The sequence below is a fragment of the Robertmurraya massiliosenegalensis JC6 genome (assembly GCF_000311725.1).
In the GTDB taxonomy this organism is placed as follows: Bacteria; Bacillota; Bacilli; order Bacillales; family Cytobacillaceae; genus Robertmurraya; species Robertmurraya massiliosenegalensis.
In genome coordinates, this window is sequence record NZ_HE978513.1 from 650,702 (window position 1) to 662,843 (window position 12,142).

The following is a 12,142-nucleotide window of genomic DNA, read 5'->3' on the forward strand; positions in this document are numbered from 1 at the left end:
AAAACAGGCCTTCACTTTACGTGAGGACCTGTTTTTGTTCTATATTTTCAATCTTAGTTTCTGTTTAATTCTATCAACCCTTGCACCAAATAGGAAATTTACCAGTTTTGATTTTAAGCCTAGAAAGAAATAGACGCCCGCACCGGCTAAAGCACAGATAATCACGATAATTAGCGCTTCGATTTTCACATCTGGTGAAAGGAACAGCGTGAGTAAACTGTAAACTAGCTTTGTCACAAAATACATAATCGCTGTAAAAATGATGATTAAAATACCTCTTCTAAAGACAAGACGGAAGCGATATTTTGAGAATGCTTTAATGACAAATAAATTAATTAAAATCGCTGTACTATAACCAATGGCTGTTGCCAAAATCGCTCCCTTTGTTTCCATCATTTTCATCAATGGGATATTTAAGCTGAGCTTAATTAAGATCCCGACTAATAAACTAAGAATATTAAATTTCTGCGCATCAATTCCTTGTAAAATCGCTGCTGTCACCGCATAAAGAGCAAACAGCATCCCAATTGGTGCATACGCTTCTAGCACTTCCGTTCCTAAAGCATCTGGCTTATAGAAAACGGTATAAAAAGGCTCAGCTAACAATGATAGACCTAAGGCAGCTGGTAAAGTTAAATAGGTTAGTACTTGAAACGTTTGATTCAATTGACGATTTAATCCCAACTGATCTTGCTCTGTGTAGGATTTCGTTATCGCTGGAATCAATGTTAACGAGAAAGCTGTTGCTAGAGATACAGGAATAATGACGAGTTTCTGAGACTGAAAGTTAAGAATCGAAAAAGCATATTCGGCATCATTAAATGCATATCCTATCGATACCATTGTTGGATTAAAGGTTAGCTGGTCAATAAATTGAAATAATGGATTGGCAATTCCGACTAATACAAAGGGAATCGAATAAAGGAGGATTTCCTTATAAATATCTTTAACGGATATATCCATCGTCCGTCTATCTTGTAATAAAAGCTCATCAAACATCGGCTTTTTCTTAACCCAATACCAAAGTAGAACCGCAAGTCCACCTAACCCGCCGATAAAAGCTGCAAAAACGGAAAAGCTGACTGCCGTTACTAAACTACCTTGAGCCACCTTCAAAACGATAAAGGCGCCAGCTAACACAAAAGCAATTCGGACAATTTGTTCAACTACCTGAGAAACAGCTGTCGGTTCCATCGTTTGATGTCCTTGAAAAAATCCCCTAATAATGGACATAAACGGAATAATGATCAGAGCGAAACTGACCGCTCTTATAACGGTTGTAACATCAGCCATATGATCAATAAAATCTGGATCGGTAATGACCATCGCTGCTAAAGTAGGCGCAGCTATATATAAAATAAGAAAGGAGATAATCCCTGTAATCGCCATTAAAACAAGACCTGTTTTAAATAATTTCCTTCCTACGGCATATTCTTCAATGGCATTATATTTTGAAATAAATTTAGAAACCGATGCCGGAATCCCTGCTGTAGCTATACTGATGAAAATCGTATAGGGAATATAGGCATAATTATAAAGAGCCGTTCCTTCATTCCCAACTAAGGCGAAAAAAGGGATGACATAGAACAACCCAAGAAATTTCGAAATAAATGTACCAGAGGTTAAAACAAACGTCCCTCTTAACAGCTTTGACGACATAACATCCCATCCTAATTAGAAATCAGCGAAAAAAAAGCTTCCAATTTAACAGTTTACACCTCTTTAAAAATAACTTCTACCTTTATATGTATCCTTTTCATGACAATCGTTCATGTTCTATAATATACTGATTAGATGCTTTTCAAAAGTAGAAGCCCCATTTCAAAATAAATATACTCCAATTAAACGGAGCCATTAAGGAGAATGAATAGATGCAATTTGATGTAATCGTCATTGGTGGTGGGCCTTCTGGTCTGATGGCAGCCATTGCTGCTGGAGAAAAAGGCGCAAAAGTTCTATTAATCGATAAAGGGGACAAGCTTGGGAGAAAATTAGCGATTTCAGGTGGTGGAAGATGCAATGTCACAAACCGACTTCCGATCGATGAAATCATCAAACATATCCCGGGAAATGGACGCTTTTTACATAGTGCTTTCTCCATTTTTAATAATGAAGATATCATCGCCTTTTTCGAAAAACTTGGTATTGAATTAAAGGAAGAAGATCACGGAAGAATGTTCCCTGCTTCTAATAAAGCACAGTCTGTTGTTACTGCTCTGTTAACCCGATTGGAGAATTTGAATGTACAAATAAAGACCAACTCCCCTGTCGCTGACATAGACTATGAAGAGGGGCAAATCACTGTACATTTGAATAATGGACAGTGCTACACAGCTGGAGCGGTTATTATTGCCGTAGGCGGAAAATCAGTTCCTCACACTGGTTCAACAGGTGATGGCTATGCGTGGGCAATAAAGGCTGGGCACACGATCACTGATTTATACCCAACCGAAGTTCCGTTGACCTCATCAGAATCCTTTATTAAGAAAAAGGAATTGCAAGGGTTGTCGTTAAGGGATGTCTCCTTAAGTGTATTAAACCCGAAAGGCAAGGCGATAATCACTCATCAGATGGATATGATTTTTACTCACTTTGGAATCAGTGGTCCCGCTGTTCTCAGATGTAGCCAGTTTGTCGTCAAGGCAATGAAAAAATGGAATCTATCTGAGGTGACAATGAGCTTAGATGCTCTTCCAGATAAAAAAGAGGAGCCGCTATTTCAAGAGTTGCAGAAAATCATAAAAGCAGAGCCGAAAAAGAGCGTGAAAAATATTTTAAAAGGATTACTTCCTGAACGATATTTATTGTTTCTGCTTGAATACAATGAAATTGACCCAGCCATTCAAGGTGCAAATCTTTCTTCTGAAAAAATCCGCACATTCACGCGAAGCTGTAAACAATTTGAATTTAAAGTGAATGGAACACTGCCTTTAGAAAAAGCGTTCGTGACAGGTGGTGGAGTTTCTGTGAAAGAAATTGAGCCACAAACGATGGCATCGAAGAAAAAGAACGGCCTCTACTTCTGTGGCGAAATTCTTGATATCCACGGTTACACAGGTGGTTATAATATTACCTCTGCTTTAGTGACAGGAAGACTTGCTGGTATCAATGCAGCTGCCTTTGCTAAAAACAAATAATAGAGCCAAACGGCTCTATTATTTTCTATACACAATCATCGCTGAAAAACAGTATACCTGTTCCTCGTCCTCTTCATCCTCTGGAAATGCAGCAATATTGTATTTAATATCGAGTAATTTTTTTTCGTCTAATCGCTCTAAAAAACGATTCATTTCTCTTTCTAAATCCTTTTCATGTTCCTGATCAAATACTTTAACCTGGATCACTTATCCTCTCTCCCAATCTTTTTTACTACCAGTATCGTCAATTTAGGAGAATTCTATAACAATTAGAGAATGACTTCACCGTTCCATTCAAGCATTCCGCCAACCATATTACGCACCTTATAGCCTTGATCCTGTAAGTAATGACATACATTTTCACTTCTTCTCCCAGAGCGACAAATAAAAATATATTCCTTGTCCTTGTCAAGTTCATCCAAATGATTTGGAATTTGACCCATTGGAATATGCTTCGCTCCTTCAATCATTCCTTGTTCGACCTCTTCCTCTTCTCTCACATCAATGAGAAGTAAGTTCTCTCCATTTTCGATTTTCTTTTCTAATTCTTCCGTTGTAATGGTCTTAATTGGTTCCATCACACAACACCTCACATTAATCACTATTTAAACAGTAAAAACATTTTATCATAATCTCGCACATGAAAAAACACACATGACTTGTGTGTTTTTAGGATAGACTCTACATCCACCCTTTTTCCCTGGCAACGGCAATGGCTTCAATTCTATTTTTGACGTTTAATTTATTAATCGCTTCAGAGATATAGTTTCTTACGGTTCCAGAGGATAAGTACAGCTCTTTTGATATTTCTTTTGCTGTTTTTCCTTCTGCGACTAACTTTAAAACTTCTATTTCTCTATCAGATAAAGGATTATCTCCTTGTAAACTTCCAAATACAAGTTCTGGAGCATATTCTCTTTTTCCCTTCATTACATTTCTAATCGCTTCCGCTAATTCGTCACTAGAACCATCCTTTAATACATAGCCATGAACCCCAGCATTGACAGCTCTCTTAAAATACCCTGGACGTGCAAAGGTCGTGAGGATCATGATTTTACTAGCAGCGCCCACTCTCTTTAATTCCTCTGCCACTTCAAGTCCTGATTTAATCGGCATTTCAATATCGAGAAGACACACATCTGGCTTGAGGGTAATAATCGATTTATAAGCTTCCTCTCCGTTGCCCACTTCTCCGATAACTTCAATATCATCCTCCATATTCAAAAGAGAGCCTAATGCACCTCTAAGCATCCGTTGATCTTCAGCTATAATAATGCGAATCATGATCCATCTTCAGCCTCCCTTTCTTTAATAATAATCGGGACTTTTATCTCCAGCTTTGTTCCTTGTTTAGACGATATTAAGTGCAATTCTCCATCAATAAGCTCCAAACGCTCTTCCATTCCTTTTAAACCATTTCCCAGCTTTGAAGTATCAGCGATTCCCTTGCCATCATCTTCGATCACGATCATGACTTCTCCTTCAAGAGAGCGAATGGTAATAAAACAATTTTTTGCCTCGCTATGTTTCACTACATTGGTAACCGCTTCTTTTAAACACAAACTTAAAATATTCTGGGTCAAATAAGGGATATGCGCAACATCTGAATTTCCCCGTACATATAAAACAATTTCTGCTGTTTGAAGTAAGGTTTGTACTTCAATCATCTCTTCTGCCACAGTAATGGTTCGCATATCTGACACAAGCTCACGTACTTGCGATAAAGCAGATCTAGCCGTTCTTTCCATCTCTTGAGCCTCTTTATTTGCTCTTTCCGGATCCTTCAAAGCAAGCTTACCGACAAGTTGACTTTTAAGTGCTAATAACGATAAGGTATGACCAAGCGTATCATGCAGGTCGCGCGCAATTCGCAATCTTTCCTCTCGCTTCACAAGCTCTTTAATTTGTTCATTCGCTTCATCCAATTTCTTCTCAAGCTCCATCCTCCCATTCATCGAGCGTATTCCAAATGGAGTGATAAGCATGATAATAATAAACGGAGTCAGATAATATTGGCTTTGATGAAAACCATTGTTTACCATATGAATTACTAATGGAAAAGTAATCGCAACCCCGAGGAAAATTAACATGTTGATAAAAGGTTTTTTGTGATGATACCAACCAATGAAATGTGCTGAAAAGAAGCCTAGAAAGACGTTATTTACATCATAAAAGATAGAAAGAACCATAATAATCCCAATTTGGATCGCCAACCAAAAATTAAATCGAACCTCACTCACAATCGAGATATAAAGCTGACGATAGGTGATGAGAAATACAAGGAGTAATAAATAGCCCACGATTTGCTTAAAGATTGGCTCCAAGCTGATATAGTACCCAGGCATGAACAGATACACTAAAAAAATATAAGGGAACAGTCCATATCGTTTTGGAAAAAGCTCAAATCCTTTTTTCTGGCTCATATAACATTACACCGCCGCTTCTTGTTTTCTCCTAATATAGGTTGATAATAACATGAAAACAACAAGATATGCGGTCAACACGAGAATGTTCGAAAGCTCTGGTACATTTCCACGGACAATTTGCCATGCCCCATTACCAAAATGATAGGAAGGAAGCCATAGTGCCATTTTTTGAATAAGATTTGGCATCACTTCAATTGGCATCCACATCCCCCCCGAAATAGCTAGTAACATATAAGTTAGATTTGTAACACCTGAAACTGTATCGACGCGTTTCATCGTGCCAAACAGGACACCAAGTGCTAAGAAAGGAGCCGATGCAAGCAAGATCCAGACGCCGCTCAATAGCCATTCAAGCGGCGATAATGAAATGCTGTTAATGATTCCGCCGGCCGTGAAAATGACAATGATAGAGAGAATATGAATCGCGGTTTGCCCTACCATTTTGGCAAAGAAATAAGCGCTGTTAGATAGAGGCGTAATTCTCATAAATAAAGACCAGCCTTGAGCTCTTTCTTCCACAAGACGAATTCCAAGCGTCATAATAGCCGATCCCATAACGCTAAAGGTCGTCATGGACATCAAATAATGCGCCTGCCACTCCTGCTCATTGTCGATTGAGCTATTAAAAATCCTCGTAAAGATAAAATAGAAAACAATCGGCATGAACAATGACCAAAACACATAATAAGGATTTCTCATGATTCTGATGATTTCTACCTTACACTGCATCGCTAATCCTCTCACTTATATAACCTCCTTATTTTTTGTTAATTGTTCAAATGCCTCATCAAGTCTTCCCTTTTCAATTTCTATCCCTGTAACCCCTAGCTTTTTTTCAAACAAATAGGCGAGTACTTCATCTGTTTGTTCCGTCACGACAAATATTCGGTGCTCCTTTATATACACTTCTGTGACGAAGGGGAGACTTCTGATCTCAGATAGCGGAACCCCATTCTTCTCCATAAATGAAACAGACTGCTTCGTTAACTTGTTTTTTATGTCATGAGGCGTTCCATCAGTCACAAGCTTTCCGTTATGAAAAAGAAGTATTCTCTCTGCCACATCATCTGCCTCTTGAAGATAATGTGTGGAGAAAATGATCGTCTTTCCTCTTTCCTTCAATGTTGTAACCGTGTCCCAAAATCTTTTTCTTGCGCTAATATCCATCCCCACTGTAGGTTCATCAAAAAATAGCAAATCTGGGTCACCAGCAAGTGCTAACGCAAATCCGAGTCGTCTTTTTTGTCCCCCTGAAAGCTTATCCGCCCTTTTCTTTAAATCTTCTTTGTTCAAGCCTGTTAATATCACTAGCTCTTCAAAATCCATCGGTTTTTCATAATAGCTCCTAAATAGCTGAAGTACTTCTTTCACTTTCAGAGCATCAATCACGCTCACTTCCTGAAGCATGGCACCAATCTTCTCCCGTATTGATTTTTCCTTAGGGCTATTTTGGAAAACTTCAATTTTCCCGTTCGTTGCTTCTAATAACCCTAACATCATAAGGATTGTCGTCGATTTCCCTGCCCCATTAGGACCTAGAATAGCAACTACTTCCCCTTTCTGAATAGAAAAGGATAGCTCATTGACTGCCATTTTATCCTTAAATTTCTTCGTTACCTTTTGAATTGATATTACTTGCTCCATTACGTCCACCCCCGTCATTGCTATATTCAGTATAGCTGTGAGACAAGTGACGGAATTAGTGGATTGTGTCATGAATATGAGATGACATTTGTCATAATGAATCTAGGATTGAGTCGTTAAACGAGGGAAAATCAATTTGCTTCATACAAAAAAGGGCATACGAATGAGACTCATTCGTATGCCCTTTTTTTATAGCAGAATACATCCCTATTTAATTCGCCACGATATTTACTAACTTCCCTGGTACAGCAATGACTTTGCGAACCGTTTTGCCATCAATTTGTTCTTTAATTTTCACATCACCCATGGCAATTTCTTCAAGGGCTTCTCTGTTGGCATCAGCTGGTACCATCAGCTTTGCTTTTACCTTGCCGTTAATTTGCACGACGATTTCGACCTCATCGTCAACAAGCTTTGCTTCATCATAAGCTGGCCATGCTTCATACGTAATCGTTCCATCGTGACCAAGCTTTTCCCAAAGCTCTTCAGCAATATGTGGAGCGATTGGAGCAAGCATTTTCACAAAGCCTTCCACATATCTTATTGGCAATACTTCCACTTTATAGGCTTCATTAATGAATACCATAAGCTGTGAAATCGCCGTATTGAAACGGAGCCCTTCGAAATCCTCTGTCACTTTTTTCACCGTTTGATGATATACCTTTTCTAATTGGATATCTTCGCTGTCCTTCACTTTCGGACTTAGAGTACCGTCCTCTTCAACAAACAAGCGCCAGATTCGGTCTAAGAAGCGACGAGAACCATCTAAACCATTGGTTGACCAAGCAATTGAAGCATCAAGCGGTCCCATAAACATTTCATACAAACGGAGCGTATCTGCTCCATGGCTATCAATAATATCGTCTGGATTGACAACATTCCCCTTAGATTTACTCATTTTTTCATTGCCTTCACCAAGAATCATTCCTTGGTTAAATAACTTTTGGAATGGCTCCTTCGTTGTGACAACACCAATATCATAAAGGAATTTATGCCAGAAGCGAGCATATAGTAAATGAAGGACTGCGTGCTCTGCCCCACCAATATATATATCAACTGGTAACCATTCAGCTAATTTTTCTTTATCAGCTAATGCCTGATCATTATGTGGATCAATATAACGTAAGAAATACCAGCAGCTCCCTGCCCATTGTGGCATCGTATTCGTTTCTCTACGTCCTTTTTTACCTGTTGCTGGATCGACGACATTGACCCAATCCTCGATATTTGCTAATGGAGATTCTCCTGTACCTGATGGTTTAATTTCTTTTGTTACCGGAAGGATTAATGGTAGTTCTTCTTCAGGCACAGCTGAACTTGTTCCATCTTCCCAGTGAATGATCGGAATGGGCTCACCCCAATAACGTTGACGACTGAATAACCAATCGCGAAGACGATACGTTACTTTCTTTGTACCAATGCTGTTTTCTTCAAGCCATGCAATCATTTTTGCAATGGCTTCTTCTTTGCCCATTCCATTCAAGAAGCCTGAATGGACATGCTCGCCATCACCTGTGTACGCTTCTTTCGTCACGTCTCCACCGGCAACTACTTCAAGAATAGGCAAGTCAAATTTTTGCGCAAACTCAAAGTCTCGTTCATCATGAGCTGGAACCGCCATAATCGCCCCAGTACCATAGCTAACAAGTACATAATCGGCAATCCAAATGGGCATTTTTTCTTGATTAACCGGGTTGATTGCATAAGCACCTGTAAATACACCTGTTTTATCTTTAGCTAAATCCGTACGCTCTAAGTCACTTTTTGTTTTCACTTGATCCAAGTATGCCTCAACCGCTTCTTTTTGGTCCGCAGTTGTGATTTTTTCAACAAGTGCATGTTCTGGAGCTAACACCGCATAGCTTGCCCCAAATAATGTATCTGGACGTGTCGTGAAAACCGTAAACGTCTCATCATGTCCATCAATCGCAAATGTAACTTCTGCGCCTTCCGAACGTCCAATCCAGTTTCGTTGCATTTCTTTAAGACTTTCAGGCCAATCCAACTCTTCTAAATCTTCAAGAAGACGATCTGCGTAAGCTGTAATCTTTAACATCCATTGTTTCATCGGACGACGTTCTACTGGATGTCCACCGCGCTCACTTTTTCCATCGATCACTTCTTCATTCGCCAACACTGTTCCAAGTGCAGGACACCAGTTCACCGCAACCTCATCAATATAGGCTAATCCTTTTTCATAAAGCTTTAAAAAGATCCATTGCGTCCACTTATAGTAATCCGGGTCAGTCGTGTTAATTTCCCTGTCCCAATCATAAGAAAAGCCCAATGCCTTGATTTGACGTTTAAATGTTTCGATATTATGCTTCGTAAATTCAGCCGGGTCATTCCCTGTATCTAGTGCGTATTGCTCAGCTGGAAGACCAAACGCATCCCAGCCCATTGGATGTAGAACATTATAGCCTTGGGCACGCTTCATCCTTGAAAGAATATCTGTTGCTGTGTACCCTTCAGGGTGCCCAACGTGAAGACCTGCACCTGATGGATATGGAAACATATCAAGTGCGTAAAATTTCCTTTTTCCCTTGTTTTCACTCGTTTTGTAGGTTTTATTTTTTTCCCAGTAGCTTTGCCACTTTTTTTCGATTTCTTGATGATTAAAGCTCATCGTTCTTTCCTCCTAATAGAAATATTGTTTGAATATGTAGATGATCACTTTCTGAATGGCGCATGGTCGTTAATAAGCATGGTCGTTTTTTAATACACCTTCGTACAATGTAAAGTCGGCTAGAAAAGATCTTTTGAATACAAAAAACCCCCTCATCCCAATAAAGGGACGAGAGGATTATCATTGAATCTCCCGCGGTACCACCCACATTAGTGACAAAGTCACTCGCTCATTCATCCTTAACGCGGTTAACGGCAAGCGCTACTATAGTTCACGTTTGCGACTCAAAGGCGAGTTCATGATGGTCCCGGTTGACTTGCAGCTACCGTCAACTCTCTAGTACGGTCTAAACATCATTACTATTCCTTATCCCAGTCATTACAATTATAGATATAAAATTATTGTATAAAATTTCCGAACGAGTTGCAAGTTCTTGAAAAGTAATAACTATTATATGCTTATATTTTTAAAATTGTACCTACTTTTCTTCAAAATTATACATGATTCACTTGCTAATTTCGCCGATGATCTGCTTATGAGACTTAATCGCCAATTTCCTGTCATACATGATCGTCGTAAAGATGGCAACGACAAATAAGAAAATTAACACTGTGAAGAGCATCGACATTCCATATAAATCAACTAATAGCCCACCAAGAATCGGTCCAATCATTCTTCCACCTGTCGCCGTACTATTAACAATCCCTTGGTAAAATCCTTCTCTTCCTTTTGGGGCTAGCTTGTCGGCAATCGTCGGAACAGCTGGCCAAACAAGCATTTCTCCAACGGTTAAAATAATCATCGCTGTTAAAAATCCAGAAAATGCCTCTGCTTTTGCAGCAACTAAAAATGAGACGATAAAGATGCACATCCCAATCACAATTTGAGATTTAACATTCCGTTCGATCGCTTTAATTCTTAAGACTTTATTTAAAATAGGCTGACCTAACACAATTAAGGCCCCATTAATCGTCCACAGAAAACTATATTGCTTTAAAGAAATATTTAATTCTTGCGTGTACGTTGAAATAGTCGCCTGCCATTGTACATATCCAACCCAACATAAAAGATATCCGACACACAATATGAGCAGAGCATATAATTTTGTATAATCTTTCATAGGCTTTGGCTCCAAAAGGGTCGCAGAATGGAGATTAGCTGTCGTTTGAATATTTTTGTAACCTTGTAGGGCGATAAGCAAGAAGACCACATACATAAATGTATTTGCGATAAAGATAAACTGGAACGAATAGGATGCCACAATACCACCTAATGAAGCTCCAATCGCCACTCCTAAATTTTGCGCAACATAAATGGCATTAAACGCTTTTCTCCCTCCCTCTTTCCAGACAGATCCAGCCATTGCATACATGGAAGGAAATATAATCCCTGATCCAAATCCTGCAATCGTTAAGAAGATGACGTATGGTAGGAATGTATGCCAAAACGTTAACCCTGTAAGCGCTGAGACCGTGATCGCAATTCCTAAAAGTATGGATTTATATCCACCTATTTTGTCAAATAAACTGCCACCAAACAGGTTCCCAACAACGGTTGCACCAGCATTTAGCATGAGGACAATCCCCGCCACAGACAATGTTTTTCCAAGATGGTCATGGATATATATAGCATTTAATGGCCATAAAAAAGAAGAGCCTGTTACATTTACCGCCATCCCAATCACTAAAAGCCATAGACTTCGAGGCATGCAAACCGCTCCTTTCCCAATTTTATTCTATTTTATTTTCGGATTGATTAGCATTAAAAAAATGTAAACCTTCGAGTTCCAAAATATTATATTAGTCCTTTTTTATGTACTATGCAATAAGAAAGTATTCGAAGTAAAAAAAGGGAATATTCAACTATTTAGCCTCACACTTATGTATCATGAAGCCTTCATGTGACATACTTTCCTCTTTCAACCACCAAACTTATGTATCATGAACCCTTCATGTGACATACTTTCCTCTTCAAACCACCTAACTTTTGTATCATGAACCCTTCATGTGACATACTTTCCTCTTCCAACCACCTAACTTATGTATCATGAACCCTTCATGTGACATATTTTCCACTTCCGACCACCTAACTTATGTATCATGAACCCTTCATGCGACATACTTTTCACTTCCAACCACCAAACTTATGTATCATGAACCCTTCATGTGACATACTTTCATCTTTCTAGCCTCACACTTATGTATCATGAACCCTTCATGCGACATACTTTTCACTTTCAACCACCTAACTTATGTATCATGAACCCTTCATCCGACAAACTTTTCACTTCAACCACCTAACTTATGTAT

At 39.0% G+C, this 12,142-nt stretch carries 10 protein-coding genes and 1 other annotated feature; of the genes, 1 reads left to right on the forward strand and 9 read right to left on the reverse strand.

Features of this window, described 5'->3' with window-relative positions:
* Window positions 1-39: 39 nt before the first annotated feature.
* Complete coding sequence (locus BMSHG_RS13060; RefSeq protein WP_019154910.1) at window positions 40-1,659, reverse strand: putative polysaccharide biosynthesis protein; 1,620 nt, start codon at window positions 1,657-1,659, stop codon at window positions 40-42.
* Window positions 1,660-1,871: 212 nt separating this feature from the next.
* On the opposite strand from BMSHG_RS13060, the gene BMSHG_RS13065 reads away from it, so the two are divergent.
* Window positions 1,872-3,137 (forward strand): BaiN/RdsA family NAD(P)/FAD-dependent oxidoreductase, encoded by a 1,266-nt coding sequence (locus BMSHG_RS13065; RefSeq protein ID WP_019154911.1) that lies wholly within the window; start codon window positions 1,872-1,874, stop codon window positions 3,135-3,137.
* Window positions 3,138-3,155: 18 nt separating this feature from the next.
* Here BMSHG_RS13065 and BMSHG_RS13070 read toward each other — a convergent pair whose 3' ends face one another.
* From BMSHG_RS13070 to BMSHG_RS13105, 8 genes are all read right to left on the reverse strand, one after another.
* Entirely contained in the window at window positions 3,156-3,344 is a 189-nt protein-coding gene (locus BMSHG_RS13070; RefSeq protein ID WP_019154912.1) for a sporulation protein Cse60, read from the reverse strand.
* Between the two features lie 62 nt (window positions 3,345-3,406).
* Window positions 3,407-3,715, reverse strand: a complete 309-nt coding sequence (locus BMSHG_RS13075) for a rhodanese-like domain-containing protein (RefSeq protein WP_019154913.1) — start codon at window positions 3,713-3,715, stop codon at window positions 3,407-3,409.
* 103 nt (window positions 3,716-3,818) lie between these two features.
* Window positions 3,819-4,421: a response regulator transcription factor gene (locus BMSHG_RS13080; protein WP_019154914.1), complete on the reverse strand. Its 603-nt coding sequence runs from the start codon at window positions 4,419-4,421 to the stop codon at window positions 3,819-3,821.
* Window positions 4,418-5,560: a sensor histidine kinase gene (locus BMSHG_RS13085; protein WP_019154915.1), complete on the reverse strand. Its 1,143-nt coding sequence runs from the start codon at window positions 5,558-5,560 to the stop codon at window positions 4,418-4,420. The genes BMSHG_RS13080 and BMSHG_RS13085 overlap by 4 nt, the downstream gene beginning before the upstream one ends.
* A gap of 6 nt (window positions 5,561-5,566) precedes the next feature.
* The gene (locus BMSHG_RS28695; RefSeq protein ID WP_019154916.1) at window positions 5,567-6,307 is read right to left on the reverse strand and encodes an ABC transporter permease; all 741 of its coding nucleotides are present in this window, start codon (window positions 6,305-6,307) and stop codon (window positions 5,567-5,569) included.
* Window positions 6,308-7,207: an ABC transporter ATP-binding protein gene (locus BMSHG_RS28700; RefSeq protein ID WP_019154917.1), complete on the reverse strand. Its 900-nt coding sequence runs from the start codon at window positions 7,205-7,207 to the stop codon at window positions 6,308-6,310.
* A 211-nt stretch (window positions 7,208-7,418) separates the two neighbouring features.
* Complete coding sequence (gene leuS, locus BMSHG_RS13100) at window positions 7,419-9,833, reverse strand: leucine--tRNA ligase (RefSeq protein ID WP_019154918.1); 2,415 nt, start codon at window positions 9,831-9,833, stop codon at window positions 7,419-7,421.
* Between the two features lie 161 nt (window positions 9,834-9,994).
* Window positions 9,995-10,215: a binding site (T-box leader), on the reverse strand.
* A 123-nt stretch (window positions 10,216-10,338) separates the two neighbouring features.
* Entirely contained in the window at window positions 10,339-11,541 is a 1,203-nt protein-coding gene (locus tag BMSHG_RS13105) for an MDR family MFS transporter (protein WP_019154919.1), read from the reverse strand.
* Window positions 11,542-12,142 lie beyond the last annotated feature (601 nt).

Bases quoted from the DNA above. Each gene is read 5' to 3' on its own strand.
- BMSHG_RS13065 (WP_019154911.1), top strand. From the start codon at position 1,872: ATGCAATTTGATGTAATCGTCATTGGTGGTGGGCCTTCTGGTCTGATG.
- BMSHG_RS28700 (WP_019154917.1), bottom strand. From the start codon at position 7,207: ATGGAGCAAGTAATATCAATTCAAAAGGTAACGAAGAAATTTAAGGAT.
- BMSHG_RS13060 (WP_019154910.1), bottom strand. From the start codon at position 1,659: ATGTCGTCAAAGCTGTTAAGAGGGACGTTTGTTTTAACCTCTGGTACA.
- leuS (WP_019154918.1), bottom strand. From the start codon at position 9,833: ATGAGCTTTAATCATCAAGAAATCGAAAAAAAGTGGCAAAGCTACTGG.
- BMSHG_RS13105 (WP_019154919.1), bottom strand. From the start codon at position 11,541: ATGCCTCGAAGTCTATGGCTTTTAGTGATTGGGATGGCGGTAAATGTA.
- BMSHG_RS13085 (WP_019154915.1), bottom strand. From the start codon at position 5,560: ATGAGCCAGAAAAAAGGATTTGAGCTTTTTCCAAAACGATATGGACTG.
- BMSHG_RS13075 (WP_019154913.1), bottom strand. From the start codon at position 3,715: ATGGAACCAATTAAGACCATTACAACGGAAGAATTAGAAAAGAAAATC.
- BMSHG_RS13080 (WP_019154914.1), bottom strand. From the start codon at position 4,421: ATGATTCGCATTATTATAGCTGAAGATCAACGGATGCTTAGAGGTGCA.